This is a genomic window from Microbacterium tenebrionis (genome assembly GCF_903645325.1).
In the GTDB taxonomy this organism is placed as follows: domain Bacteria; phylum Actinomycetota; class Actinomycetes; order Actinomycetales; family Microbacteriaceae; genus Microbacterium; species Microbacterium tenebrionis.
Window position 1 is genome coordinate 62,294 of record NZ_CAHJXQ010000009.1, and the last position, 26,557, is coordinate 88,850.

Annotated in this window: 24 protein-coding genes; 23 read left to right on the plus strand and 1 reads right to left on the minus strand. The window is 68.4% G+C overall.

The window, feature by feature from the left end; all coding sequences use genetic code 11:
• The 19 genes from HWX58_RS12045 to HWX58_RS12135 all read left to right on the plus strand — a co-directional run bounded on the left by HWX58_RS12045 (position 1) and on the right by HWX58_RS12135 (position 21,339).
• The gene (locus HWX58_RS12045) at positions 1 to 1,413 is read left to right on the plus strand and encodes a UDP-N-acetylmuramoyl-tripeptide--D-alanyl-D-alanine ligase (RefSeq protein ID WP_175988050.1); all 1,413 of its coding nucleotides are present in this window, start codon (positions 1 to 3) and stop codon (positions 1,411 to 1,413) included.
• Complete coding sequence (gene mraY / locus HWX58_RS12050; protein ID WP_175988051.1) at positions 1,410 to 2,519, plus strand: phospho-N-acetylmuramoyl-pentapeptide-transferase; 1,110 nt, start codon at positions 1,410 to 1,412, stop codon at positions 2,517 to 2,519. Before HWX58_RS12045 ends, mraY begins: the two co-directional genes overlap by 4 nt.
• On the plus strand, positions 2,516 to 4,069 hold the full coding sequence (gene murD, locus HWX58_RS12055; RefSeq protein ID WP_175988052.1) for a UDP-N-acetylmuramoyl-L-alanine--D-glutamate ligase: 1,554 nt from the start codon (positions 2,516 to 2,518) through the stop codon (positions 4,067 to 4,069). Before mraY ends, murD begins: the two co-directional genes overlap by 4 nt.
• Positions 4,032 to 5,222 carry a putative lipid II flippase FtsW gene (gene ftsW / locus HWX58_RS12060; protein ID WP_175988053.1) on the plus strand — a complete coding sequence of 397 codons (1,191 nt, stop codon included), beginning with the start codon at positions 4,032 to 4,034 and terminating at the stop codon, positions 5,220 to 5,222. The genes murD and ftsW overlap by 38 nt, the downstream gene beginning before the upstream one ends.
• Complete coding sequence (locus HWX58_RS12065) at positions 5,219 to 6,298, plus strand: UDP-N-acetylglucosamine--N-acetylmuramyl-(pentapeptide) pyrophosphoryl-undecaprenol N-acetylglucosamine transferase (protein WP_175988054.1); 1,080 nt, start codon at positions 5,219 to 5,221, stop codon at positions 6,296 to 6,298. The genes ftsW and HWX58_RS12065 overlap by 4 nt, the downstream gene beginning before the upstream one ends.
• Before the next feature lie 38 nt (positions 6,299 to 6,336).
• Positions 6,337 to 7,737 carry a UDP-N-acetylmuramate--L-alanine ligase gene (gene murC / locus HWX58_RS12070; protein ID WP_175988055.1) on the plus strand — a complete coding sequence of 467 codons (1,401 nt, stop codon included), beginning with the start codon at positions 6,337 to 6,339 and terminating at the stop codon, positions 7,735 to 7,737.
• Positions 7,738 to 7,740: 3 nt separating this feature from the next.
• Positions 7,741 to 8,688 carry a cell division protein FtsQ/DivIB gene (locus tag HWX58_RS12075; RefSeq protein WP_250646223.1) on the plus strand — a complete coding sequence of 316 codons (948 nt, stop codon included), beginning with the start codon at positions 7,741 to 7,743 and terminating at the stop codon, positions 8,686 to 8,688.
• 176 nt (positions 8,689 to 8,864) lie between these two features.
• Positions 8,865 to 10,010 carry a cell division protein FtsZ gene (gene ftsZ / locus HWX58_RS12080; protein WP_175988056.1) on the plus strand — a complete coding sequence of 382 codons (1,146 nt, stop codon included), beginning with the start codon at positions 8,865 to 8,867 and terminating at the stop codon, positions 10,008 to 10,010.
• A complete protein-coding gene (locus tag HWX58_RS12085; protein ID WP_175988057.1) occupies positions 10,007 to 10,684 on the plus strand; it encodes a YggS family pyridoxal phosphate-dependent enzyme in 678 nt (225 codons plus the stop codon). The genes ftsZ and HWX58_RS12085 overlap by 4 nt, the downstream gene beginning before the upstream one ends.
• 40 nt (positions 10,685 to 10,724) lie before the next feature.
• Positions 10,725 to 11,195: a cell division protein SepF gene (locus HWX58_RS12090; RefSeq protein WP_175988058.1), complete on the plus strand. Its 471-nt coding sequence runs from the start codon at positions 10,725 to 10,727 to the stop codon at positions 11,193 to 11,195.
• A gap of 3 nt (positions 11,196 to 11,198) precedes the next feature.
• Positions 11,199 to 11,495: a YggT family protein gene (locus HWX58_RS12095; RefSeq protein ID WP_175988059.1), complete on the plus strand. Its 297-nt coding sequence runs from the start codon at positions 11,199 to 11,201 to the stop codon at positions 11,493 to 11,495.
• A gap of 108 nt (positions 11,496 to 11,603) precedes the next feature.
• A complete protein-coding gene (locus tag HWX58_RS12100; RefSeq protein WP_175988060.1) occupies positions 11,604 to 12,215 on the plus strand; it encodes a DivIVA domain-containing protein in 612 nt (203 codons plus the stop codon).
• Between the two features lie 9 nt (positions 12,216 to 12,224).
• Positions 12,225 to 12,806: a signal peptidase II gene (gene lspA, locus HWX58_RS12105; RefSeq protein ID WP_175988061.1), complete on the plus strand. Its 582-nt coding sequence runs from the start codon at positions 12,225 to 12,227 to the stop codon at positions 12,804 to 12,806.
• Positions 12,807 to 12,808: 2 nt separating this feature from the next.
• On the plus strand, positions 12,809 to 13,732 hold the full coding sequence (locus HWX58_RS12110; RefSeq protein WP_175988062.1) for an RluA family pseudouridine synthase: 924 nt from the start codon (positions 12,809 to 12,811) through the stop codon (positions 13,730 to 13,732).
• Between the two features lie 96 nt (positions 13,733 to 13,828).
• Complete coding sequence (gene dnaE / locus HWX58_RS12115; RefSeq protein ID WP_175988063.1) at positions 13,829 to 17,347, plus strand: DNA polymerase III subunit alpha; 3,519 nt, start codon at positions 13,829 to 13,831, stop codon at positions 17,345 to 17,347.
• A 68-nt stretch (positions 17,348 to 17,415) separates the two neighbouring features.
• On the plus strand, positions 17,416 to 18,483 hold the full coding sequence (locus HWX58_RS12120) for a hypothetical protein (RefSeq protein WP_175988065.1): 1,068 nt from the start codon (positions 17,416 to 17,418) through the stop codon (positions 18,481 to 18,483).
• 1 nt (position 18,484) lies between these two features.
• Positions 18,485 to 19,813 carry a histidinol dehydrogenase gene (hisD, locus tag HWX58_RS12125; RefSeq protein WP_175988067.1) on the plus strand — a complete coding sequence of 443 codons (1,329 nt, stop codon included), beginning with the start codon at positions 18,485 to 18,487 and terminating at the stop codon, positions 19,811 to 19,813.
• 4 nt (positions 19,814 to 19,817) lie between these two features.
• On the plus strand, positions 19,818 to 20,294 hold the full coding sequence (gene nrdR / locus HWX58_RS12130) for a transcriptional regulator NrdR (protein ID WP_175988069.1): 477 nt from the start codon (positions 19,818 to 19,820) through the stop codon (positions 20,292 to 20,294).
• Between the two features lie 10 nt (positions 20,295 to 20,304).
• Positions 20,305 to 21,339, plus strand: coding sequence for a quinone-dependent dihydroorotate dehydrogenase (locus HWX58_RS12135; RefSeq protein ID WP_175988071.1), 1,035 nt, complete (start codon positions 20,305 to 20,307; stop codon positions 21,337 to 21,339).
• Here HWX58_RS12135 and HWX58_RS12140 read toward each other — a convergent pair.
• The gene (locus tag HWX58_RS12140; RefSeq protein ID WP_175988073.1) at positions 21,314 to 21,877 is read right to left on the minus strand and encodes a DUF3043 domain-containing protein; all 564 of its coding nucleotides are present in this window, start codon (positions 21,875 to 21,877) and stop codon (positions 21,314 to 21,316) included. The two genes, HWX58_RS12135 and HWX58_RS12140, sit on opposite strands and share 26 nt — an antisense overlap.
• A 45-nt stretch (positions 21,878 to 21,922) precedes the next feature.
• Here HWX58_RS12140 and HWX58_RS12145 point away from each other — a divergent pair, with 45 nt between their 5' ends.
• From HWX58_RS12145 to ctaD, 4 genes are all read left to right on the plus strand, one after another.
• Positions 21,923 to 23,350, plus strand: coding sequence for a dipeptidase (locus tag HWX58_RS12145; protein ID WP_175988075.1), 1,428 nt, complete (start codon positions 21,923 to 21,925; stop codon positions 23,348 to 23,350).
• Positions 23,351 to 23,438: 88 nt separating this feature from the next.
• A complete protein-coding gene (gene erpA / locus HWX58_RS12150) occupies positions 23,439 to 23,801 on the plus strand; it encodes an iron-sulfur cluster insertion protein ErpA (protein ID WP_175988077.1) in 363 nt (120 codons plus the stop codon).
• 96 nt (positions 23,802 to 23,897) lie between these two features.
• Entirely contained in the window at positions 23,898 to 24,806 is a 909-nt protein-coding gene (gene ctaC, locus HWX58_RS12155; protein WP_175988079.1) for an aa3-type cytochrome oxidase subunit II, read from the plus strand.
• A gap of 5 nt (positions 24,807 to 24,811) precedes the next feature.
• Positions 24,812 to 26,557, plus strand: coding sequence for an aa3-type cytochrome oxidase subunit I (gene ctaD / locus HWX58_RS12160; RefSeq protein ID WP_227530771.1), 1,746 nt, complete (start codon positions 24,812 to 24,814; stop codon positions 26,555 to 26,557).

Sequence of the window (26,557 nt, forward strand, 5' to 3'; positions counted from 1 at the left end):
ATGATCGCCCTGTCGCTCGCCGAGATCGCAACCATCACCGGCGGCGACCTCCGCCTCGTCGGAACCGACACCGACAGCACCCTCGTCGACGGCGTCGTCGACACCGATTCGCGGAACATGACCGCGGGCGGGATCTTCATCGCCAAGCCCGGTGCCGACACCGACGGTCACCGGTTCGTGGGCGCCGCAGTCGCGAACGGTGCGGTGCTCGCTCTGGTGGAGCACCTCGTCGACGACGAGGTCACGCAGATCGTCGTCCCCGACGTCGTCGAGGCACTCGGCGCACTCGCCCGCGAGGTCGTCGCACGCGTGCGCGCAGCAGGCGATCTGAAGATCGTCGGCATCACCGGTTCGAACGGCAAGACCACGACGAAGAACTTCCTGGCGCGGATCCTGCAGGACGACGGCGAGACGGTCGCGCCCATCAACTCCTACAACAATGAGGTCGGCGCCCCGGTGACGATGCTCCGCGTCACCGAGACCACGCGGTACCTGGTCAGCGAGTTCGGCGCTGCAGCGCCCGGCAGCATCGCGAAGCTCGCGGGCCTCGTGGAACCCGACGTCGCCGTCGTCCTCATGGTCGGCATGGCGCACGCCGGGGGCTTCGGCGGGATCGAGGCGACCGCCAAGGCGAAGTCCGAGCTCGTCACGGCATCCCGCGCCGACGGTACGGCCGTCCTGAACATCGACGACCCGCGCGTGGCCGCCATGCGCGAGATCGCTGACGGGCGGGGGATGACCGTCCTCGGCTTCGGCCGGAACGAGGAAGCCGCCGTCCGGGCATCCGATGTCGAGGTGTCGGCATCCGGTACGCGGGCGACCATCACGACGGGCGGCGCGTCCTACCCGCTGCATCTGAAGGTGCTGGGCGCCCACCACATCGGCAACGCCCTCGCCGCCATCACGGCCGCCGGCGCCCTCGGCGTGTCGCCCGCGGACGCCATCGCCCGACTCGAGACCGTCGAGATCGCCGAGCGGTGGCGGATGCAGCCGATGGGCAACGACCGAGTCCGCATCATCAACGACGCCTACAACGCCAGCCCCGACTCCATGGCCGCAGCTCTGCGCACGCTCGCACAGATCACCGCTCCGGGTGAGCGCACCGTCGCCGTCCTCGGTGCGATGAGCGAGCTGGGCGAGACCGCGGGGGAGGAGCACGATCGGATCGGGCTGCTCGCCGTCCGCCTGAACATCCAGCGCATCGTCGTGGTCGGACCCGAGGCGCGACGGCTGTATCTCGCCGCCGTCGGCGAGGGATCCTGGGACAGCGAGGCGATCCATCTGCCCGATCAGGATGCCGCGTTCGAGTACCTGCGCACCGAGTTGCGCGACGGCGACCGCGTGCTCGTGAAATCGTCCAACTCCGTGGGCCTGCGGCACCTCGGCGATCGTCTGGGAGAATTGTTCTCGTGAGATCACTCCTCATGGCGGCCGCGATTTCGCTCGCCTTCACTCTGTTCCTCACCCCTGTCTTCCTCCGGCTGTTCCGCCGGTGGGGCTGGGGGCAGGTCATCCGCACCCCCGAAGACATCGCGAACCCGAGCCACGAGGCCAAGCGCGGCACGCCCACCATGGGCGGCGTGATCTTCATCGTCGGCACGATCGTCGGCTACTTCACCGGCGTCGTAGCCGGCGGCAGCGAGCCTGCGCTCTCGGCCATCCTCGTGCTGTGGCTCATGGTCGGATTCGGAGCCGTCGGTTTCATCGACGACTACATGAAGGTGCGCTCCCAGCGCAGCCTCGGCCTGTCCGGCTGGCGCAAGGTCATCGGTCAGCTCGTCGTCATGATCCCGTTCGGCGTCGTCGCGCTGAACTTCCCCAACCAGTACGAGCAGACCCCGGCGAGCGGCTACATCTCGCTGTTCCGCGACATCTCGTGGCTGAACCTGTTCGCGTTCGGGGTGATCATCGGCTGGATCGTCTACCTGGTCTGGATCGCCGTCATCGGCATCGCGACCTCCAACAGCGTCAACCTCACAGATGGCCTGGACGGCCTTGCCGCCGGCGCCGGGGTCTTCGTCGTCAGCGCGTACAGCCTCATCGCCTTCTGGCAGTTCAAGCAGTCCTGCGTCGGAACGGGCGTCGACAGCGATGCGCTCGACGCGTGCTACGAGGTCCGCGATCCGTTCAGCCTCGCGATCGTGGCGGCGTCCTTCGCCTCCGGTCTCATCGGCTTCCTGTGGTGGAACGCACCCAAGGCCAAGGTGTTCATGGGCGACGTCGGATCCATGGCCATCGGCGGCGTGATCACCGCCATGGCGATCCTCACCCGCACCGAGCTGCTCCTGCTCGTCATCGCCGGGATCTTCGTGCTGTCGTCGGGATCGGTGATCCTGCAGCGCCTGTACTTCAAGATCACCCGCGGCAAGCGCCTGTTCCTCATGAGCCCGTTCCACCACCATCTCGAGATGCGCGGCTGGCTCGAGGTCACGATCGTCGTGCGCTTGTGGATCATCGCCGGGCTCCTCGCGGTCGCGGCGATCGGCCTGTTCTACGTCGAGTGGCTGACGCTCGCATGAGCGCGCCCCTGGACGCCCTCACGAGCTGGCATGCCGACTGGAAGGGTCTGCGCGTCGCGGTCCTCGGGCTCTCGGTCACGGGGTTCTCGGCCGCCGACACCCTCACCGAGCTCGGTGCCGACGTCCTCGTCATCTCCGAGTCCGCCTCCGAGGAGTACGAGCGGCTGGTCCCGGTCATCGGCGCGCGCCTCGCGCTCGGACCGCTGGAGGCCGTCCCGCAGGAACTCGTCGACTTCGCACCGCAGGTCGTTGTCGCATCCCCCGGCTTCGCGCCGTCGCATCCGCTGATCCGCTGGACCCAGGATGCCGGAATCGCCCTGTGGGGCGACGTCGAGCTGGCCTGGCGGGTGCGCGACAAGGTCGTGCGCGCCGACGGAACTCCGGCCGACTGGGTGCTCATCACGGGCACCAACGGCAAGACCACCACGACGCAGCTGACGGCGACGCTGCTCGTCGAGGGCGGGCTGCGGGCTGCACCGTGCGGCAACATCGGCGTCCCCGTGCTGGATGCCGTGCGCGACCCTGCCGGCTTCGACGTGCTCGTCGTCGAGCTGTCCAGCCATCAGCTCTGGTACATCGGTCAGAGCGCTCCGGAAGGCGAGCTCGTGCCGCACTCGTCGGTGTGCCTGAACATCGCCGACGACCACCTCGTCTGGCACGGCAGCGCCGACGCCTATCGGGCTGCGAAGGCGTTCGTCTACCGCAACACGCGCGTCGCGTGCGTCTACAACAAGGCCGATCTCGCGACGCGCGAGATGGTCGAGGACGCCGACGTCACCGAGGGCGCCAGGGCGATCGGGTTCGACCTCGGCGTGCCGGGGCCCGGCGACCTCGGCATCGTCGACGGCATCCTCGTCGATCGCGCCTTCCTCGACGACCGTCGCAACAGCGCCCTCGAGCTCACGACGATCGCCGAGCTCGAGCGACTCGGACTGTCGGCCCCGCACATCGTCCAGAACATCCTCGCCGCGAGCGCTCTCGCCCGCGCGCTCGGGACGCAGCCGGAAGCCATCCGCCGCGCGCTCGCGGGGTTCCACCTCGACGAGCACCGCATCCAGGTCATCGCCCGTCATGCGGGCATCACCTGGGTGGACGACTCCAAAGCAACCAACCCGCATGCTGCGGCATCCTCGCTGCGCGCGTACCCCGGCGCCCTCTGGGTGGTCGGCGGCGATCTCAAGGGCGTCGACCTCACGGAGCTCATCGCGGGCGCCGGCCGCACGGCGGGCGCAGCACTGGTGATCGGCGTGCGGCGCGACGAGATCGTCGCCGCATTCGCACGACACGCGCCGGACGTACCGGTCCACGAGGTCGTCACTGGTGAGACTGAAGATGTCATGACCCGAGTGGTGCAGCTCGCCGCGGGGATCGCGACCGACGGGAGCACGGTGCTGCTGGCCCCGGCGGCGGCATCCTTCGACCAGTTCACGAGCTACGCGGATCGTGGCCGCCGTTTCGCCGAGGCGGTGCGCACGTGGATCGACAGTACTGGGACCGACAGGGGGAGTGCCGATGACACAGGTGGCTCGCCCTCCGCGCACCGACCCTGACTCCGGAGCACGCGGACTTGCGGCGCGCGTCTCGCTCGGCCGCATCTTCACCCCGCCCTCGAGCGAGTTCCTCCTCATCTCCTCCACGGCGCTGCTGCTGACGATCTTCGGGATCGTCATGGTCATCTCGGCCACGAGCGCGACCGAGACCGGTGTGATGGACACCGCGCTCAAGCAGGCCACGTTCGCCGTCATCGGCATCCCGCTGATGTTCCTCGTGAGCAGGCTGCCGATCGGGTTCCTCAAGAAGATGGCGTGGCCGGCGCTGATCCTCGCGACGATGATGCAGCTGCTCGTGTTCACCCCGCTGGGCATCGAGGACGCCGGAAACCGCAACTGGATCGACCTCGGCGTCGTCTCGATGCAGCCCTCGGAGTTCCTCAAACTCGCCCTCGCCCTGTGGATCGCCTACGTGCTGCTGCGCAAGCGCACCCGCCTGGCCATCTGGCACCACGTGTTCATCCCCGTCGTTCCGGTCGCACTGCTCGCGATCGGGACGGTCATCGCGGGCAACGACCTGGGCACGGCGATGGTGCTCGTGCTGATCCTGCTCGGCTGCCTCTTCTTCGCCGGGGTCAAGCTGCGGCTGTTCATCCTGCCCGTGCTCCTCGGGATCGTCGGCGTCGTCGCCCTCGCGATCGTCAGCCCCGACCGGATGCGCCGCATCACCGCGGTCTGCTCCGACATGAGCAACTACGAGCACGACTGCTACCAGTCGATCCACGCCGTGTGGGGCATGGCCAACGGCGGGATCTTCGGCCTCGGCCTGGGCAATTCGCAGGAGAAGTACGGATGGCTCCCCGCGGCCGCCAACGACTTCATCTTCGCGATCGTCGGCGAGGAACTCGGTCTCATCGGCTGCATCGTCGTGCTCGCCCTGTTCACGTTCTTCGCGGTCGGCGCGTTCCACATCATGCGCAAGACGAGCGACCCGTTCATCCGCGTCGCGACGGGCGGGATCACCGTCTGGATCCTCGGTCAGGCGCTCATCAACATCGGCGTCGTGATCGGCGTCTTCCCCGTCATGGGCGTGCCGCTGCCGTTCATGTCGCAGGGCGGAACGGCGCTGCTGGCGGTGCTCCTCGCGTGCGGCGTGCTACTGGCGTTCGCTCGCACGATTCCCGCATCAGAGCGGGGTATGGTCGCGAAGTGACCTCGTACCTTCTCGCCGGCGGTGGCACCGCCGGGCATGTGAACCCCCTGCTCGCCGTCGCCGACGCACTGCGCGAGCGGGAGCCCGACGCCGACGTCCTCGTCCTCGGCACGAAGGAGGGCCTGGAGGCGCGGCTCGTCCCGCAGCGCGGCTACGAGCTGCTCATCGTCGACAAGGTGCCGTTCCCGCGGCGGCCCAACGCGCAGGCGCTCAGGTTCCCCTCGCGCCTCGGGCGGGCTGTCGGTCAGGTGCGGCGGCACATCCGCGAGCACGCGGTCGACGTCGTGGTGGGCTTCGGCGGATACGCCTCGGCACCCGCCTACATCGCGGCTCGTCGCGAGAACGTGCCGTACGTCGTGCACGAGGCGAACGCGAAGCCCGGCCTCGCGAACCGGCTGGGAGCCGGGGGAGCGGCGGGCATCGGCGTCGCCTTCGCCGGCACGCCGCTGAAGAACAGCGAGGTCGTCGGGATGCCGCTGCGCCGCGAGATCGTCGCCCTGGACCGTGCGGCGCTGCGCGCCGAGGCCGCAGAGGCGTTCGGGCTGGACGCCGGCCGCCCTGTGCTGCTCGTGTTCGGCGGGTCGCTCGGCGCTCAGCGCCTGAACGAGGCCATCGCCGGCTCGTGGGGAGACGTGCTCGCCGCCGGATGGCAGCTGCTGCACATCACGGGCGAGCGCAGCGAGCTCGAAGACCCGGAGGTGCCCGGCTATGCGATGCGACGATACGTCGACCGCATGGACCTGGCGTTCTCTCTCGCGGATCTGATCGTCTCGCGAGCCGGATCCGCGACGGTCAGCGAGATCAGCGCGCTCGGCATCCCCGCCGTGTACGTGCCCTACGCGGTCGGCAACGGCGAGCAGCGTCTGAACGCGGCGTCGGCGATCGCGGCAGGAGCGGCGATCCTGCTCGAGGACGGCACGTTCGACGGCGACGTCGTGCGCCGGGAGATCGTGCCGCTCATGGGCGACCGCACCCGCATCGACGCGATGACTGCGGCGGCCGAGCAGGTCGGCACGCGCACGGGCACCGAGAACGTCATCGCGATGATCGATCGCGCCCTCGGCGCGGGGCGCTGAGCCCGCTCCTGGGCCCCGCGAATTAGGATGGATCCGACATGATCAGACCTGACCTCTCGCTCCCGATCCCGGAGTCCATCACCGCAGCCCACTTCATCGGGATCGGCGGTTCCGGCATGAGCGGCCTGGCGAAGATGTTCCTCGATGCCGGCATCCGCGTCTCCGGATCCGACCGGGCCGACAGCGACAATCTACAGGCTCTCGCCGCCGCGGGGGCGACCGTCCACGTCGGCCACGACGCCGCGCACCTCGGAGATGCCGACACCGTCGTGCACACCGGAGCGATCTGGCCCGAGAACCCCGAGTTCGTCACCGCGAAAGAACGCGGACTGCACGTCATCCACCGCTCTCAGGCGCTGCACTGGCTGATCGGAGGGCGCCGGCTCGTCTCCGTTGCGGGCGCCCACGGCAAGACGACCTCGACCGGCATGATCGTCACGGCGCTGCAGGCGCTCGGCGCCGATCCGAACTTCGTCAACGGCGGTGTCATCGAGCAGCTCGGGACTTCGAGCGCCTCCGGGGCGGACGACCTGTTCGTCGTCGAGGCCGACGAGTCGGACGGCACCTTCCTGCTCTACGACACGGCCATCGCGCTGATCACGAACGTCGACCCCGATCACCTCGACCACTACGGATCCGACGAGGCGTTCCACGACGCGTTCATCCGATTCGCGGATGCCGCCACCGAAGCGGTCGTGATCTCGAGCGACGATCCGGGAGCGCTGCGCGTCGCAGCAGGCCTCTCGCACCCGAACGTCATCACGTTCGGCACCGCCGAGGGCGCAGATGTGCGCCTCACGGAGATCTCTGCCACGGGTCCCGTCGCGGCGACCATCGCACGCGGGGGAGAGACCGAGCGCATGCAGCTCGCCGTCGCCGGGGTCCACAACGCGATCAACGCCGCCGGCGCGGTCGCCGTCCTCCTCTCGCTCGGCTACGGGCTGGTCGACGCCGTGCGCGCAGTGGAGGGGTTCGCCGGGACCGTCCGCCGGTTCGAGCTGCACGGCGTCGAGCGCGGCGTCAGCGTGTTCGACGACTACGCCCATCACCCCACCGAGGTGAAGGCGGCGCTCGAGGCTGCGCGCGGCGTCGTCGGCGACGGACGCATCATCGCGATCCAGCAGCCGCATACGTACTCCCGCACCCAGCACATGTACCGGGAGTTCGCCGAGGTTCTCGAAACGCACGCGGATCACACGGTCATGCTCGACGTCTACGGCGCCCGCGAGGACCCCGTCCCCGGCGTCACCGGAGAACTCGTCAGCGGGGCATTCGCCGACCAGGGGCACGTGCACTACGTGCCCGACTGGCAGCAGGCGGCGGAGTACGCCGCCTCGATCGCCCGCGAGGGCGACTACGTGATCACCCTGGGCTGCGGCAACGTCTACCTGATCATCCCGCAGGTGCTCGAGGCGCTGCGGCAGAACGCAGAAGGCTGACCCGTGCGTCGCCCGGCCCCGCTTCCGACTCCGCCGGAGGAGGCGCAGTCCGCTCCGGCGCGGCCCCGCCGCCCCAGTGCGTCGCGCGAACGGGCCGACCTGCATGCCGGGGATGCGGGCGCAGAGCAGAGGATGCCCGACCGGGTGGATGAGCACAGCGACCCGGATGCGTTCGACGAACGGGAGAGCCTGGAAGGGCTCACCGCACGCGACGTCTGGAAGGCCGCCCGTGCGCGCCGCAAGCGCCTGCGCGCCGAGATCAGGCGGTTCACGCAGCGGTCGCGTCGCCGGCGAATGGTGTGGCTCGGCGCCCTCGGCGCGGTCGTGCTCCTCATCGGCGGGAGCGTCATCGCCGCGTACAGCCCGTTGTTCGCCGTCGAGCGGATCACGGTCGCCGGCGCCTCCAGACTCGATGCGGCGACCGTCGAGGCCGCGCTGTCCGACCAGATCGGCCGGCCTCTCGCCCTCGTCGACGACAGCGAGGTCAAGGCGGCTCTGCTGGCGTTCCCGCTCATCGAGACCTACGCACTCGAGGCGAAGCCTCCGCATGACCTCACCGTGCGGATCGTCGAGCGCACACCGATCGGCGTCGTCGAGTCGGATGCCGGGTACACGCTCGTGGATGCCGCCGGCGTCGCGTTGAGCACGACCGAGCAGGTGCCGGACGGGCAGCCGATCCTGCATGTCGAGGGTGGCCCGGGGTCGGACGTCTTCGAGGCCGCAGGACTCGTCGTCCGCTCTCTGCCCGACGAGCTGCGGGCGCAGCTGACCGAGGTCACCGCCGGCACGCTGGACGACGTGACGCTGAAGCTGTCCACCGGCCTCACCGTCGTGTGGGGGAGCTCCGAGGACTCCGTCCTCAAGAGCGTCACCCTCAGCAGCGTCCTCGTCGCCAAGCCCGACGCCCGCAGCATCGATGTCTCGTCCCCGCAGGTGCCGGTCGTCGGCTGACGTCCCGATCCGCTCGTTTGCGAGGGGAAACGCGCGACACGCCCGTGTCGCTGCCCGCGCGCGCGGGAACGGCGCTTACCTTCGATCAAGAGAACGCAATACCGGGAAATACTTTACACCTCTAGTTGAGGTTTAAGGTTCACATTCTTTCCAGGCTCGACAATCGGAGGCCGGCCATGAGCCAGAACCAGAACTACCTCGCCGTGATCAAGGTCGTCGGCGTCGGCGGTGGCGGCGTCAACGCCGTCAACCGCATGATCGAACTCGGCCTGCGCGGCGTCGAGTTCATCGCCGTCAACACCGACGCCCAGGCGTTGCTGATGAGCGACGCCGACGTCAAGCTCGACGTCGGGCGCGAGCTCACCCGCGGACTCGGCGCCGGCGCCGACCCCGAGGTCGGCCGTCGCGCCGCCGAGGACCACGCGGAGGAGATCGAGCAGGCACTGACCGGCGCCGACATGGTCTTCGTGACCGCCGGCGAGGGCGGTGGCACCGGAACCGGCGGCGCACCGGTCGTCGCCCGCATCGCGAAGTCGATCGGCGCGCTGACCATCGGTGTGGTCACCAAGCCGTTCTCGTTCGAGGGCCGTCGCCGCCAGAGCCAGGCCGAGGCCGGCGTCGCGAAGCTCAAGGAAGAGGTCGACACCCTCATCGTCGTGCCGAACGACCGACTGCTCGAGATCAGCGACCGCGGCATCTCGATGATCGAGGCGTTCGCCACGGCCGACCAGGTGCTCCTTGCCGGTGTGCAGGGCATCACCGACCTCATCACCACGCCCGGCCTCATCAACCTCGACTTCGCCGACGTCAAGTCGGTCATGCAGGGAGCGGGTTCCGCCCTCATGGGCATCGGCTCCGCCCGTGGCGCCGACCGCGCCATCAAGGCCGCCGAGCTCGCGGTCGAGTCCCCGCTGCTCGAAGCATCCATCGAAGGAGCGCACGGCGTGCTGCTGTCGATCCAGGGTGGATCGAACCTCGGCATCTTCGAGATCCACGACGCTGCGGACCTCGTCAAGGAGGCCGCGCACCCCGAGGCCAACATCATCTTCGGTACCGTCATCGACGACACGCTCGGCGACGAGGTGCGCGTCACCGTCATCGCGGCAGGCTTCGACGGCGGCGAGCCGTCGCTGCGCCTGGACCCGATGGTCGTCTCGCGCCCGGAGCCGGCTTCCCTGCCCGAGGTGACGCTGTCCGACGACGAGACCGAGGCGCAGACTGCCGAGCCCGCCGCGACGCAGCCGGCGCCGCGCATCCCGACCACGAGCCTCGAGCCGGCCTTCGCGGACGACGACATCGACATCCCCGAGTTCCTGAAGTGAGCCTCTCCGCGCGGCTGTCGGCGATCGATGCGCGAATCGCCGACGCCGCGCGTCTGGCCGGGCGCGACCCGGCCGGGATCACCCGGATCGTGGTGACGAAGTTCCATCCGGCGTCCCTCGTCCACGAGCTGCACGCGCTCGGCGTGCGCGACGTGGGCGAGAACCGGCAGCAGGAGCTCACGGCCAAGCGCGCCGAGGCAGCGCTGGACGGACTGCGCTGGCACTTCATCGGGCAGGCGCAGACGAACAAGGCGGCGGCGATCCGCCGCGGCGCGGATGCCGTGCACTCGGTCGACCGCGTCAAGCTCGCCGACGCCCTGCACGGGGCGGCGGATGACGATGACGTGCTGGACGTCCTCGTGCAGGTGAATCTCACCGACGACACCGGCCGCGGGGGCGTCGCGCCCGCCGATGTCGAGCGCCTGGCGGAGCACGTCCTCACGCTGCCCTCGCTGCGACTGCGCGGCGTCATGGGCGTCGCTCCGCTCGACGAGAACCCGGCCCCGGCCTTCGAAAGACTGCACGGCATCGCCGCAGCGGTGCGCGCGCTCGAGCCGGATGCCACCTGGATCTCCGCCGGAATGACCGGCGACTTCGCCGAGGCGATCGCGGCAGGTGCGACACACCTGCGGATCGGGTCGGCAATAACCGGACCCCGGCCTGACCGGGGTTAACCTCGAAACAGATCAGCCCACGTCGAACACGGAGGACACGATGGGAAACCCGCTGAAGAAGACCATGGTGTACCTGGGCCTGGCCGATGAGGAAGAAGCCTACGAAGAGCAGGCGGCTCCCGCACGCGCCCACCGCGAGCGCGATCGCGACCACGAAGAGGTCGTCGCCGCGCCCGTGACCCCGCTGCGCCGCCCGGTCGCCGTGAAGCAGCCCTCCGCCGGCGCTGTCAACGAGATCCTCACCGTGCACCCCAAGCAGTACCGCGACGCGCAGCTGATCGCCGAGAGCTTCCGCGAGGGCGTGCCGGTCATCATCAACCTCTCTCAGATGTCCGACGCCGACGCGCGTCGCCTCATCGACTTCGCGAGCGGACTCTCGCTCGGCCTCTACGGGCGCATCGAGCGCGTCACGAGCAAGGTGTTCCTGCTCTCGCCCGAGAACATCGCCGTCTCCGGGCACGGTGGCATCGCCAGCGCAGACCCGGAATCCGCGGGTTTCGACCACTCCTGATCCGTGGCCGCGCTCTCCTGGATCGCCTCGATCGTCCATCTGGTCCTGCTGATCTACATCTTCGTGCTGTTCGCGAGGCTCATCCTGGATTACATTCCGCTGTTCAACCGCGAATGGCGGCCCCAGGGCGCCGGCCTCGTGGCGGCTGAGGTCGTCTACACGGTCACCGACCCCCCGATCCGTCTCTTCCGGCGCTTCATCCCTCCGCTGCGCATCGGCACGCTGTCACTGGATTTCGGCTTCACGTTCACGATCCTCGCCGTGCTCATCCTCATGGCCATCGTGAGGCAGTTCATCTGATCGGGGGCTATGCTTGCACGGAGGTGCGCGCCCCGGGTACGCGCCGGATCCACACAAGCCATGCTTCAGACACTGGCAGCAGAACTCATCGAAAGAGGAGCCGAGAAAATGGCACTGACCCCGGATGACGTCGTCACCAAGCAGTTCCAGCACGTCCGATTCAAGGACGGCTTCGACCCGGACGAGGTCGACGACTTCCTCGACGAGATCGTCGTCGAGTGGCGCAAGACGCTCGACGAGAACGCCGAGCTGAAGGCGAAGCTCGCCGCATACGAGTCCGGCGAGAAGCCGGCAGCCGAGGCGAAGGGCGAGGAGCCCGCTTCCGCCGTCGTCGACGAGGTCCCCGCACCGGTCGCGGCAGCTCCTGCGGCTCCGGCCGCCGCCGCAGGGTCCACCTCCGCGACGGCCGGCATCATCGAGCTGGCCCAGCGCCTGCACGACGAGCACGTCGCCGAGGGCGAGTCGAAGAAGAAGCAGCTCATCTCCGAGGCCGAGTCCGAGGTCGAGCGCATCCGCACCGAGGCACAGGCCAAGCAGCGCGAAGAGTCGGCACGCCTCGAGCGCGAGCGCAACGCCCTCGAGGCGCGCATCACCGAGCTGCGCAACTTCGAGCGCGACTACCGCACGCAGCTGCGCAGCTACATCGAGGGCCAGCTCCGCGACCTCGACGAGAAGTCGAACACGACGGACTCCACCCCGGTCTCTGCGATCGGACTGTAGGTCAGCCCTTTGGCTGAACGCCGTCCCCTTCGTCGCTCGGCGGCCGGCATCATCGTCGCGATACTCGCGGCACTGGTGCTGGCCGCCGATCAGTTCGTGAAGCACCTCACCGTCGAGCACCTGCCGCTGCACGAAGTCGTGCCGGTGCTGGGCGAGTTCCTCCAGCTGTACTTCGTGCGCAACCCCGGCGCGGCGTTCTCGATCGGCTCCGACTACACCTGGATCTTCACGATCGCGCTGTCCGTCGTCGCCGTCGTGATCATCTGGAAGGCTTTCGACCTGCGATCGCGGATCTGGGCTGTCGTGCTCGGGAGCCTCCTCGGCGGGGTGCTCGGCAATCTCACGGATCGCTTCTTCCGCGAGCCCGGGTTCGCCGTGGGCCACGTCGTCGACATGATCTCCATGCCGTGGATGATGCCCGCGATCTTCAACGTCGCCGACATCTTCATCGTCTGCGGCATGATCACCGTGGCGCTGCTGGTCGTCCTCGGCATCCGGTTCGACGGCACGCGCGAGAAGGATCACGTCGAGTCGGCGGATGCCGCAGGTTCGGGCGACGGCGAGCCCGAGGTCGCCCAGAGAGAAGCCTGATCGTGGAGTCGCGATCGCTACCCGTCCCGGACGGGCTCGACGGGACGCGCGTGGATGCAGCGCTGGCCAAGATGCTCGGATTCTCGCGCACCTTCGCCGCTGAGGTCGCCGCCGCGGGCGGCGTCCGCCTCGATGGCGCGGTGCTGGACAAGTCGGATCGGCTGCGCGGCGGGTCGTGGCTGGAGGTCGAGTGGGCGCCCAAGCAGGAGCCGACGATCGTCCCCGTCGAGGTGCCGGAGCTCGGCATCGTCTACGACGACGATGACATGGTCGTGATCGACAAGCCCACCGGTGTGGCAGCGCACCCGTCGCTCGGGTGGGACGGCCCGACTGTGCTCGGCGCTCTCGCCGGCGCCGGTTTCCGCATCGCGACCAGCGGCGCCGCAGAGCGCGCGGGTATCGTCCACCGGCTCGACGTCGGAACCAGCGGACTGATGGTCGTCGCGAAGTCCGAGTCGGCCTACAGCGCCCTCAAGCACGCCTTCAAGGTGCGCACGGTCGAGAAGATCTATCACGCCGTGGTGCAGGGGCATCCCGACCCGCTGGCGGGCACGATCGACGCACCGATCGGGCGCCATCCCAACCACTCGTGGAAGTTCGCGGTCGTCCCCGACGGCAAGCCGTCCGTGACGCACTACGAGACGCTCGAGGCGTTCCCCGGAGCCTCGCTGCTGGAGATCCACCTCGAAACGGGACGCACGCATCAGATCCGCGTGCACATGGCCGCGCACCGGCATCCCTGCGTCGGCGACCCGCTGTACGGCGCCGACCCCACACTGTCGGCCAGGCTCGGGCTCACCCGGCAGTGGCTGCACGCGCAAAGGCTCGCGTTCACGCACCCGACGACGGGGGAGTGGGTGCAGTTCGAGTCGCCGTACCCTGCGGACTTCGTGCACGCGCTGGACGTGCTGCGCGGCGACGCCTGATCTCAGAACGAGCTCTCGCAGGCGGCGGCATCCGGACGGCGCCCGAGCACGGCCCGTCCGGATGCCGGTGTAGGTACCCCGACGTAGACTCGAATCGTGGCATCCGACTCCTTCGTACATCTTCACGTTCACAGCGAGTACTCGATGCTGGACGGTGCTGCGAAGATCAACGCGATGACGCAGGCGGCCGCCGATTACGGCATGCCGGCGATCGCCGTCACCGATCACGGCAACACCTTCGCGGCCTTCGAGTTCTACAACGCGGCGAAGAACGCCGGGGTCAAGCCGATCGTCGGGCTCGAGGCCTATGTGACCCCTGGCACGCACCGCAGCGACAAGTCCCGCGTCGCGTGGGGTTCACCCGACCAGAAGAGCGACGACGTCTCGGGCTCCGGCGCCTACACGCACACCACGATGTGGAGCCAGACCACGGAGGGCATGCACAACCTCTTCCGGTTGAGCTCGCTCTCGAGCATCGAGGGCTACTACTTCAAGCCCCGCATGGACCGCGAACTTCTGCAGCAGTACTCGAAGGGCCTGATCGCGACGACCGGCTGCCCGTCGGGCGAGATCCAGACCAGGCTCCGCCTCGGTCAGTACGATGCGGCGCGCGCCGCGGCGGCGGAGTTCCAGGACATCTTCGGCAAGGAGAACTACTTCGCCGAGATCATGGACCACGGTCTGTCGATCGAACGGCGCGTGATCAGCGACCTGCTGAAGATCTCCAAGGACCTCGGCATCCCGCTGGTGGCGACGAACGACTCGCACTACACGCACCAGCACGAGGCCGACGCGCACGCGGCGCTGCTGTGCGTGCAGTCCGGGTCGACCATGGACGACCCGAACCGCTTCAAGTTCGACGGCGACGGCTACTACATCAAGACGGCGCAGGAGATGCGCCAGCTCTTCCGCGACCACCCTGAGGCCTGCGACAACACCCTGCTCATCGCCGAGCGGTGCGAGGTCGAGTTCAACACCTCGGCGAACTACATGCCCCGCTTCCCGGTGCCCGACGGCGAGACCGAGGACAGCTGGCTCATCAAGGAGGTCGAGGCGGGGCTGCACTACCGGTACCCGAACGGCATCCCCGACAAGGTCCGCAAGCAAGCCGAGTACGAGGTCGGGATCATCCTGCAGATGGGCTTCCCCGGCTACTTCCTCGTCGTCGCCGACTTCATCAACTGGGCCAAGGACCACGGCATCCGCGTGGGCCCCGGGCGCGGCTCCGGTGCCGGTTCCATGGTCGCGTACGCCATGAAGATCACCGATCTCGACCCCCTCGAGCACGGCCTGATCTTCGAGCGCTTCCTCAACCCCGACCGCGTCTCCATGCCCGACTTCGACGTCGACTTCGACGACCGTCGCCGCGGCGAGGTCATCGAGTACGTCACCGAGAAGTACGGATCCGAGCGCGTCGCGCAGATCGTCACCTACGGCACCATCAAGTCGAAGCAGGCGCTCAAGGATGCCGGCCGCGTCCTCGGCTTCCCCTTCAGCATGGGGGAGCGCCTGACCAAGGCCATGCCCCCGGCCGTGATGGGCAAGGACATGCCGCTGGACGGCATGTTCGACTCGGCGCACCCGCGCTACAAGGAGGCCAGCGAGTTCCGCGCCCTCATCGAGACCGATCCCGAGGCGAAGACGGTGTTCGACCGCGCGCTCGGTCTCGAGGGGCTGAAGCGTCAGTGGGGTGTGCACGCGGCCGGCGTCATCATGTCGTCCGAGCCTCTGCTCGACATCATCCCGATCATGCGCCGCGAGCAGGACGGTCAGATCGTCACGCAGTTCGACTACCCGTCGTGCGAGTCGCTCGGCCTCATCAAGATGGACTTCCTGGGGCTGCGGAACCTCACGATCATCTCGGACGCCCTCGACAACATCCGCATGAACCGCGGCGAGGAGGTCGACCTCGAGCACCTCGAGCTCGACGACCGCGCCGTGTACGACCTGCTCGCCCGTGGCGACACGCTCGGCGTCTTCCAGCTCGACAGCCCGCCGCTGCGCTCGCTGATGCGCCTGATGAAGCCCGACAACTTCGGCGACATCTCGGCCCTCATCGCCCTGTACCGCCCGGGTCCGATGGGTGCGAACTCGCACACGAACTACGCGCTGCGCAAGAACGGCCACCAGGAGATCTCGCCGATCCATCCCGAACTCGCTGAGCCGCTCGCCGACATCCTCGAGGAGTCGTACGGCCTGATCATCTATCAGGAGCAGGTCATGGCGATCGCGCAGAAGGTCGCCGGCTTCAGCCTCGGTCAAGCAGACATCCTGCGCCGCGCCATGGGCAAGAAGAAGAAGTCCGAGCTCGACAAGCAGTACGAGGGCTTCTCGGGCGGCATGAAGGAGCGCGGTTACGGCGAGGCTGCGATCAAGGCCCTGTGGGACATCCTGCTGCCCTTCTCCGACTACGCCTTCAACAAAGCGCACTCGGCCGCCTACGGCCTCGTCTCGTACTGGACGGCCTACCTCAAGGCGCACTACCCCGCCGAGTACATGGCGGCTCTGCTCACGAGCGTCGGCGACTCCAAGGACAAGATGGCGATCTACCTCAACGAGTGCCGTCGCATGGGCATCCGGGTGCTCCCGCCCGACGTCCGCGAGTCGATCAACTTCTTCGCCGCCGTCGGCGAGGACATCCGCTTCGGGCTCGGTGCGGTGCGCAACGTCGGCAGCAACGTCGTCGACGGCATCGTGACGTCGCGCGAGAAAGAGAATTTCGCGTCCTTCCACGATTTCCTCAAGAAGGTGCCGCTGCACGTCTCGAACAAGCGCACCGTCGAGTCTCTGATCAAGGCGGGCGCGTTCGACTCGATGGGCGACACGCGCCGAGCGCTCATGGAGATCCATGAGGACGCGACGGAGGCCGCCGTCGACCAGAAGCGCAACGAGGCCCAGGGCGCGATCGGATTCGATTTCGACAGCCTGTACGACGAGCACGAGGATGCGCCGCCCGCCAAGGTCCCCGACCGTCCCGAGTGGACCAAGAAGGACAAGCTCGCCTTCGAGCGCGAGATGCTCGGCCTGTACGTCTCCGACCATCCGCTCGCGGGCCTCGAGGTGCCGCTCGCGAAGCACGCGTCGATCTCGATCCACAACCTGCTCGCGTCGGAAGACCTGCAGGACGGCGACCAGGTCACGGTCGCGGGTCTCGTGACGAGCGTGCAGCACCGCGTTGCCAAGGCCAGCGGCAACCCGTACGGCATGATCACAGTCGAGGACTTCAACGGCGAGGTCACGATCATGTTCATGGGCAAGACATACACCGAGTTCCAGCACGTGCTGCAGCAGGACGCGATCCTCGCGGTCCGCGGTCGTGTGTCGCGGCGCGATGACGGCCTCAACCTGCACGCGCAGTCGGCGTTCGCACCCGACGTCGGCTCGTTCGACGCGGCAGGTCCGCTGTCGCTGCTCCTCGCCGAGCAGCGCGCGACCGAGCACGTCATGAACGAGCTCGCCGAGGTCCTCCGCCGGCACAACGGCGAGACCGAGGTGATCCTCCGGGTGCACCGCGGACAGACGGCGAAAGTGTTCGACGTGCCGATGCCCGTCAAGGTGTCCGCCGACCTGTTCGGCGACCTCAAGTCGTTGCTCGGCCCCGCCTGTCTCGGGTGAGTCGGGCAGCCCGGACGGGCAGGTCTGCCCCGGGTGGGACTCGGCGGCCTCGGGTAGGGTAGGGACTCATGAGTACGGACGCACCTGAAGAGCTGTTCTCCGAGGACGATGGCGTGCTCTACGCCGAACAGATCGTGCCCCAGCACGGCATCCTCGGCTTCACCCTGCGCGAGCTGCTCATCGTGATCGCGTGGGCGCTCATGCTCGTCGTGTCGTTCTTCCCGCTGTACGCGGAGCTCGGCGCGGGATCGATCTGGAATCAGGGGATCTCCTGGCTGCTGCCGGTTGGTCTGCCGACGGCGGCCGCCTTCCTCCTCGTGCTGCGCAGGTTCTCGCCGGAGGGCATCCGGCGCGTCGGGTCGCTGGGCGTCGACCAGTTCGCCTCCGTCGCCTTCGCCGTCGCGGCGGTCTACTGGGCGGATCGCACGTGGGCGATGCTCTCCGCGGTCCTGCTGCCTGGGGACCACGTCTTCAGCTGGGTGGTCATCGCCGAGCTGGTTCTTGCTCTGGCCCTCGTCCTGCTCACCGTCTTCGCCCCCTTCATCCCCGGCATCCGCGATGATTTCCGTGGACGGCTCATCACTCTCGCCCACCGCAACGCGAACCCGGCCCGCCCCGTCGCACCGCACACCCGCCCGGAGCCCGCCGCAGTCGCGGCTGCACCGGTCGCGCCGGGCGACGACGAGCCGGCCGACCGCACCCGCGCGAACGCGATCACCCTGGATGACGACGATGACGATGAGGCGGATGCCGTGATCGCCGAGCTCTTGGACGACGTCGACTTCGACGAGGTCACGCACGAGCGGGAAGAGCCCGCTGCGAGCATCTCGCTGACCGATCACGCGGCCGGAGGCGAGCCCGGGTCATCGCCGCAGCTCGACGACGACTACGTCCCCGGGTACGCCCGCACCGCGACCGATCAGTCGGATGCACCGGAGCCGGAGCAGCTCCAGCCGTTCTGGGCGCTGGCTCCGACCGAACGCGACGTGTTCGACGAGCGGGGAGAGCCGCTGTTCCGCATCGGTCCGGACGCGTGGGCCCTCGTCATCGAGGATCGCGGCGGCGCTTACGTCGTGAGGCACGACGACGGCCGGATCGGCTTCCTGCACGACATCGCAGACATCACGAAGGGCTGACGTGCGCACCATCGATCTGCGGGGGCGCGAGCTCTCGCCTGCGGACATGCTCGCCGCCGTGCCGCGCGCCGCCCAGGCGCGCGCGGAAGCGCTCGAGACCGCGGCGCGGATCGTCGAGGACGTCCGCACACAGGGCGAGGCGGCCCTGCGCGCGCAAGCGGAGAAGTTCGACCGGGTCACCGGGCACGAGATCCGCGTGCCGGCCGAGCACATCCAGGATGCCGTCGCCGCGCTGACGCCCGAGATCCGCACAGCACTCGACGAGGCGATCAACCGCGTGCGACAGGCATCCGCCGCCCAGGTTCCCGAGTCCCGAGTCACCCGGATCGGCCGCGGAGCGCAGATCACGCAGCGCTGGCAGCCGGTCGGCCGCGTCGGCGTGTACATCCCCGGCGGCAAGGCCGTATACCCGTCGAGCGTCATCATGAACGTCGTCCCCGCGCAGGTGGCAGGGGTCCAGCAGATCGCCCTCGCCTCGCCTCCGCAGCAGGATCAGGACGGTCGGATCCACCCGGTGATCCTGGCCGCGGCGGGCCTTCTCGGCATCACCGAGGTGTATGCGATGGGCGGGGCAGGAGCCATCGGCGCCTTCGCCCACGGCGTGGCGGACCTCGATCTCGACCCGGTCGACGTGGTGTCCGGACCAGGCAACAACTACGTCGCCTCCGCCAAGCGCGCCGTCGCGGGCGTCGTCGGGACCGACTCCGAGGCCGGTGCGACCGAGATCCTCGTCGTGGCCGACCGCACCGCCGACGCGCGCCTCATCGCCGCCGACCTCGTCAGCCAGGCCGAGCACGACGAGCAGGCCTCGGCTGTGCTCGTCACCGACGACGCGGACCTCGCCGAGTGCGTCGCCGCCGAGGCGGAGCGACTCGCGGCATCCACCAGGCACGCCGAACGCGTCGGCGTCTCGCTGAACGGGGAGCAGTCGGCGATCGTCCTCGTCGACGACCGCGCGATGGCCACGGCCTTCAGCAACGCCTACGCTCCGGAGCACCTCGAACTGCACCTCGAGGATGCCGAGGAGGCGGCAGCCGCGTTCACGAGCGCCGGCGCGATCTTCGTGGGCGACCAGACTCCGGTCAGCCTCGGCGACTACATGGCCGGCAGCAATCACGTGCTGCCCACCGGAGGCCAGGCGCGCTACGCGCCGGGTCTCGGCGCCTACACCTTCCTGCGCCCGCAGCAGGTCATCTCCTATGATCACGCGGCCCTCGCCGAGGTCCGCGCCGGGGTCGTCGCGCTCGCGAACGCCGAGGTCCTCCCGGCGCACGGCGAGGCGATCGAAGCGCGCTTCCAGGAAGGCGACGACGCAGCGGCTACGCTGTAACACCATGCACTGCCCGTTCTGCCGACACCCCGACTCCCGCGTGATCGACTCGCGCACCAGCGATGACGGACTGTCGATCCGCAGGCGCCGGCAGTGCCCGGAGTGCGGAGGCCGGTTCACGACGACCGAGACGGCCAGTCTCAGCGTCATCAAGCGCAGCGGCGTCATGGAGCCGTTCAGTCGTGACAAGGTGATCTCCGGCGTGCGCAAGGCGTGCCAGGGGCGGCCGGTGACCGAGGCGGATCTCGCGGTCCTCGCCCAGCGGGTCGAGGAGGCCGTCCGCCAGACCGGCGTCTCGCAGCTGGACGCCAACGAGATCGGCCTGGCGATCCTCGGGCCCCTGCGCGATCTCGACGAGGTCGCCTATCTGCGCTTCGCCAGCGTCTATCAGGCGTTCGACTCCCTCGAGGACTTCGAGACCGCGATCGGCGAGCTGCGGGCCGACCACGCAGGGTCGGAGCAGGCCGGAGCCGACGGGTAATCTGGCAGGGATGTATCCCCTCCTCTTCCGCACCGTCCTCTCGCGCTTCGATCCGGAGTTCGCCCACCACGCCGGCATGGCCGTGATCCGCGTGCTCGGCGTGCCGCCGTTCTCCTGGGCGACGCGGGCGCTGTGCGCACCGAGCTCGGATCAGCGCGTCGAGGCGCTGGGACTCACGTTCGACTCGCCGTTCGGCGTCGCCGCCGGATTCGACAAGAACGCCGTCGGTGTGCGCGGACTCGCAGCCCTCGGCTTCGGACACGTCGAGATCGGCACGGTCACGGCCATCCCGCAGGACGGCAACCCCAAGCCCCGGCTGTTCCGTCTCGTTCCCGATCGTGCAGTCATCAACCGAATGGGCTTCAACAACGCCGGTGCGGATGCCGCGGCGAAGCGCCTGACGAGGCTGCGCCGTCGGCGCCCTGCGACGGTCGTCGGCGTGAACATCGGCAAGAGCAGGGTCGTCGACGTCGACAACGCCACGGCCGACTACGTCGCCAGCGCCACCCGGCTCGCGCCCCTCGCGGACTATCTCGCCGTCAACGTCTCGTCGCCCAATACACCGGGCCTGCGGGGTCTGCAGGCCGTCGAGACTCTCGCGCCCCTGCTCCGTGCGGTGAAGGATGCCGCCGGCACCACACCACTGCTCGTCAAGATCGCACCCGATCTGCCCGATGACGAGATCGCCGCGATCGCGCGCCTCGCCGTCGCCGAGGGGCTCGACGGCATCATCGCCCACAACACGACGATCGGTCGTGAGGGGTTGAGCACTCCGGCGGACGTCGTCGAGGCTGCCGGAGCGGGCGGACTCTCGGGTGCACCGCTGCGCGAGCGTTCCCTGCAGGTGCTCCGCGTCGTGCGTGCGGCGGTTCCCGACGGCTTCTGCGTGATCTCCGTCGGGGGAGTGGAGACGGCATCCGACGTTCAGGAACGTCTGGATGCGGGTGCCACGCTGGTCCAGGGGTACACGGCGTTCCTGTACCGCGGCCCGCTGTGGGCGCGTCAGATCAATCGCGGACTCAGGCGGGGTACTGGCCGCGCTTGACCTGAGGCTTCGGCAGGCGCATGAAGCGCATCTGCAGCGACCGCATCGCCGCATACCAGCCGAGGCCCTTCTCGAGCCGGTCCTTTCCGAACTTCACCGCCGCCTTCTTCTTGACGCGGGCGGCGAGGAGCACCATGTCGAGCACGGCGATGATGATGAAGGCCCACAGGCCGACGAACGCGTAGAACGAGAACGTGGGGTTCGGCACGAGGGAGATGAGGATCACGATCACCATCAGCGCCATGACCCACTCGGACGCGTGCCACCCGGCATCCACGTAGTCGCGGACCCAGCGCCGCTGGGGGCCCTTGTCGCGCGGCGGGAGGTACTTGTCCTCACCGGCGGCCATACCGGCCTGCGCGCGCTCGCGCTGCTCGCGCAGCTGGACGCGTGCGGCGGCCTTCGCCTCCTTCGTGTTCGCGACCAGCGGGCGACGGCGAGCAGCGACCTGCTCGGCGCGGCTCGGGGTCGGCCGACCCTTGCCGACCGCCGGCGTCTCGGCGGACTCGTCGTTCGTCGATGGGGTGCTAGCGGCCACGGGGCTCCTCGGCTCGAAACGGGGTGAAGCCTTAAGATTACTCGCATGACCGCAGAGCACGCTCCCAGCTCCGAACAGTCCGAAACCGGCCCGTCTGTCGAGTCCGCCGTCGCCGAAGCCGTGGCACTCGGGATCCCCGGTGCACTCGCCGATCTCGGCGATCTCGTGCGAATCCCCGGCATCGCCTGGCCGTCCTTCGACCAGACCCAGCTCCAGCGCAGCGCCGAGCGCGTGGCGGAGCTCGCCGAGGGCACGGGCGTCTTCGACGAGGTGCGCGTCCTGCGAGCGGCGATCCCCGGCACCGACGAGTTCGGGCAGCCGGCGGTGCTCGCCACCCGCGCTGCCCGGGGCGGCAAGCCGACGATCCTGCTCTACGCGCACCACGACGTGCAGCCTCCGGGCGACGATGCGCTGTGGGAGACGCCGCCGTTCGAGCCGACGGTCCGTGACGGGCGACTCTACGGGCGCGGCGCAGCGGACGACAAGGCCGGGATCATGACGCACATCGCGTCTCTGCGCGCTGTGCGCGAAGTGCTCGGCGACGACCTCGACCTCGGTGTGTCGCTGTTCATCGAGGGGGAGGAGGAATACGGCTCCCGCTCGTTCGCGCAGTTCCTCAGCGACAACGCCGGCGCGCTGCGTGCGGATGCCATCGTCGTCGCCGACTCGGGCAACTGGGACTCGGCGACGCCGGGACTGACCGTGTCGCTGCGCGGCAATGCGCGGTTCACGCTGAAGGTGCGCACTCTCGACCACGCCTCGCACTCCGGGATGTTCGGCGGCGCCGTGCCCGACGCCATGATGGCGACCGTGCGGCTGCTCTCCACGCTGTGGGACGAGGACGGGGCCGTCGCTGTCGAGGGGATGACCGAGCGCGACGCGCCGACTCCCGAGTACACCGAGGAGACGCTCCGCGACGAGGCGGGGCTCCTGCCCGATACGACGCCGATCGGTCGCGACAGCATCCTCAGCCGGATCTGGAACAAGCCGTCCGTCACGGTCATCGGCATCGACGCCACGAGTGTGGAGTCGGCATCCAACACCCTGCTCCCCGAGGTGACCGTGGTCATCAGCGCTCGCGTCGCGCCCGGTCAGACAGGGGAGGAGGCCTACACCGCTCTCGAGGAGCACCTGCGCGCGCATGCACCGTACGGCGCGGAGCTCGCCTTCTCGGATCTCGACCTCGGCAATGGCTTCCTCGTCGACACGAGCGGGTGGGCCGTGGGTCTTGCCCGGCAGGCGATGGCCGACGGATACGGGGTGGAGCCGGTCGACCTCGGCGTCGGCGGATCGATCCCGTTCATCGCCGACCTCGTCAGGGAGTTCCCCGAGGCGCAGATCCTCGTCACCGGCGTCGAAGACCCGCACTCGCGGGCGCACAGCCCGAACGAATCCCTGCACCTGGATACGTTCCGCCACGCCATCGGCACCGAAGCGCTGCTGCTGGCGAGGATGAACGCCGCAGCTCGGTGACCAACCAGGGCCCTCCCCGGTCCCTCGGCGGTAGAATCGCCGTAGCAGAGTCAGTCGCGCGCGTGCGCGGCGTGTCACAAGGAGCGACATGAGCGACACCATCACCACCCCTGAGACCAAGGCCGCCCACGGCGTCACCCTCACCGACGCCGCAGCCACGAAGGTGAAGAACCTTCTCGAGCAGGAGGGCCGTGACGACCTCCGTCTGCGCGTCGCCGTGCAGCCGGGCGGATGCTCCGGGCTCATCTACCAGCTGTACTTCGACGAGCGCTACCTCGACGGCGACGAGACCGTCGACTTCGACGGCGTCGAGGTCATCGTCGACAACATGAGCGTGCCGTATCTGGACGGCGCGGCGATCGATTTCAAGGACACGATCTCGGAGCAGGGCTTCACGATCGACAACCCGAACGCAGCCGGAAGCTGCGCCTGCGGCGACAGCTTCCACTGAACATCAGCCGTGCCCAGCCTGCGTGGTTGGCATGAATCAGGTGTGAGCTTGCCCTAGACTGGGGTACGCCCTGTCCGCGATCTTGAAAGGTGTATCGTGCCCTCGAAACGCCGCCTTCGTTGGGTCGCAGTTCCTGTGGGAATTGCGGCAGCCGTGGCCCTGGCGGGATGTACTCCCACCGAGCTCCACGGATTCCTCCCGGGCTTCGTGGAAGACGGCACCGCCGCCACGAACCAGACCGACCGTGTCGCGTCGCTCTGGGTCAACTCCTGGATCGTGCTCCTCATCGTGGGTCTGATCACGTGGGGTCTGATGGGCTGGGCCGCCATCGCCTATCGTCGGCGCAAGGGCCAGACCGGTCTGCCGGTCCAGATGCGCTACAACATGCCGATCGAGATCTTCTACACGGCGATCCCGCTGATCCTCGTGCTGGGCATGTTCTTCTTCACGGCACGCGATCAGGCCGAGATCGAGACCCAGTGGGGCGATGACGCCGACGTCGAGATCACCGCGATCGGCAAGCAGTGGGCGTTCGACTTCATGTACGCCGGCGAGGACGACGACCTCTCCGACGCCGTGTGGACCATGGGTGTCCAGGCTCAGCCCGACGCCGAGGGCAACGTCGACACGGAGAAGCTGCCCACGCTGGTGCTTCCGGTCGACCAGAAGGTGCACATCAGCCTGCAGTCGCGCGACGTCATCCACTCCTTCTGGATCATCGACTTCCTCTACAAGAAGGACATGTACATCGGCAAGGACAACTCCTGGTCCTTCATCCCGACCCGCGTCGGCGAGTACGACGGCAAGTGCGCCGAGCTCTGCGGCGAGTACCACTCGATGATGCTGTTCAACGTCAAGGTCGTCGAGCAGGACGAGTACGACGCGTACATCGAGACGCTCCGCGACGAGGGCAACACCGGCGACATCGCCGATGCCTATGACCGCCTCAGCAACAACCCGGGCACGGGTGCTCCGGAAGCGGCCTCCGAAGAAGAGGGAGAGTAATCCTCATGACTACCACTGAGGCCCCCAGCCAGACCGCTGGCGTTCGGCCCACCGCGATGCCGGCCCGCCAGGCCGCGCTGCTGAGCTCCTCCCGCACGGAGGAGAAGGGCAACATCGTCGTCAAGTGGCTGACCTCCACCGACCACAAGACGATCGGGTACATGTACCTGATCACCTCGGTGCTCTTCTTCCTGCTCGGCGGCGTGATGGCGCTCGTCATCCGTGCAGAGCTGTTCGCTCCGGGAATGCAGATCGTCCCCACGAAGGAGCAGTACAACCAGCTGTTCACGATGCACGGCACGATCATGCTGCTCATGTTCGCGACGCCGCTGTTCGCCGGCTTCGCCAACGCGATCCTCCCGCTGCAGCTCGGTGCGCCCGATGTCGCGTTCCCGCGTCTGAACGCCTTCGCGTTCTGGCTGTTCGGCTTCGGCTCGATCATCGCCATCGCCGGCTTCCTCACCCCGCAGGGTGCGGCGTCCTTCGGCTGGTTCGCATACCAGCCGCTCGCGAACGCCTCGTTCTCGCCGGGCGCCGGCGGCAACCTGTGGATGGTCGGACTCGGCATGTCCGGTTTCGGAACCATCCTCGGTGCCGTGAACTTCATCACCACGATCATCACGATGCGTGCGCCGGGCATGACCATGTGGCGCATGCCGATCTTCTCGTGGAACACGCTCATCACGAGCTTGCTGATCCTCATGGCGTTCCCGGTTCTCGCCGCGGCGATCTTCGCCGCCGCTGCTGACCGCATCCTCGGATCGCACATCTACGACCCGGCGAACGGCGGCGTGCTGCTGTGGCAGCACCTGTTCTGGTTCTTCGGCCACCCCGAGGTGTACATCATCGCGTTGCCGTTCTTCGGCATCGTCTCCGAGGTGTTCCCTGTCTTCAGCCGCAAGCCGATCTTCGGCTACAAGACGCTGGTCTACGCGACGATCGCCATCGCTGCGCTGTCCGTGGCGGTGTGGGCGCACCACATGTATGTCACGGGCTCGGTGCTGCTGCCGTTCTTCGCGCTGATGACGATGCTCATCGCCGTCCCGACGGGGGTGAAGATCTTCAACTGGATCGGAACGCTCTGGCGAGGCTCGGTCACGTTCGAGACGCCCATGGTGTTCGCGCTCGGCTTCCTCGTGTCGTTCGTGTTCGGCGGTCTGACCGGTGTGATCCTCGCGGCACCGCCGCTGGACTTCCACCTCAGCGACTCCTACTTCGTCGTCGCACACTTCCACTATGTGGTGTTCGGAACCGTCGTGTTCGCGATGTTCTCCGGCTTCTACTTCTGGTGGCCGAAGTGGACCGGTCGGATGCTCAACGAGCGTCTCGGCTACGTGCACTTCTGGATGCTGTTCGTCGGATTCCACATGACCTTCCTCATCCAGCACTGGCTGGGCGTCGATGGCATGGTGCGCCGCTACGCCGACTACTCAGCCGCTGACGGCTGGACCTGGGGCAACCAGGTCTCCACGATCGGTGCGATCATCCTCGGCGCCTCGATGCTGCCGTTCTTCCTGAACGTCTGGATCACGGCACGCAAGGCGCCGAAGGTCACGGTCAACGATCCGTGGGGCTACGGCGGATCGCTCGAGTGGGCGACCAGCTGCCCGCCGCCGCGTCACAACTTCACGTCGATCCCGCGCATCCGCAGTGAGCGTCCTGCGTTCGACCTGAACCACCCCGAGGCTGCCGAGCACCCGGTCTCAGCGCCGGAGCCGGCCACCGCCGGTGCGAGCGGAGAGGCGAAGTAA

Bases quoted from the DNA above. Each gene is read 5' to 3' on its own strand.
- murD (WP_175988052.1), top strand. From the start codon at position 2,516: ATGAGCGCGCCCCTGGACGCCCTCACGAGCTGGCATGCCGACTGGAAG.
- HWX58_RS12045 (WP_175988050.1), top strand. From the start codon at position 1: ATGATCGCCCTGTCGCTCGCCGAGATCGCAACCATCACCGGCGGCGAC.
- nrdR (WP_175988069.1), top strand. From the start codon at position 19,818: ATGCACTGCCCGTTCTGCCGACACCCCGACTCCCGCGTGATCGACTCG.
- ctaD (WP_227530771.1), top strand. From the start codon at position 24,812: ATGACTACCACTGAGGCCCCCAGCCAGACCGCTGGCGTTCGGCCCACC.
- HWX58_RS12135 (WP_175988071.1), top strand. From the start codon at position 20,305: ATGTATCCCCTCCTCTTCCGCACCGTCCTCTCGCGCTTCGATCCGGAG.
- erpA (WP_175988077.1), top strand. From the start codon at position 23,439: ATGAGCGACACCATCACCACCCCTGAGACCAAGGCCGCCCACGGCGTC.
- ftsW (WP_175988053.1), top strand. From the start codon at position 4,032: ATGACACAGGTGGCTCGCCCTCCGCGCACCGACCCTGACTCCGGAGCA.
- ftsZ (WP_175988056.1), top strand. From the start codon at position 8,865: ATGAGCCAGAACCAGAACTACCTCGCCGTGATCAAGGTCGTCGGCGTC.
- murC (WP_175988055.1), top strand. From the start codon at position 6,337: ATGATCAGACCTGACCTCTCGCTCCCGATCCCGGAGTCCATCACCGCA.
- HWX58_RS12120 (WP_175988065.1), top strand. From the start codon at position 17,416: ATGAGTACGGACGCACCTGAAGAGCTGTTCTCCGAGGACGATGGCGTG.
- HWX58_RS12145 (WP_175988075.1), top strand. From the start codon at position 21,923: ATGACCGCAGAGCACGCTCCCAGCTCCGAACAGTCCGAAACCGGCCCG.
- HWX58_RS12100 (WP_175988060.1), top strand. From the start codon at position 11,604: ATGGCACTGACCCCGGATGACGTCGTCACCAAGCAGTTCCAGCACGTC.
- HWX58_RS12090 (WP_175988058.1), top strand. From the start codon at position 10,725: ATGGGAAACCCGCTGAAGAAGACCATGGTGTACCTGGGCCTGGCCGAT.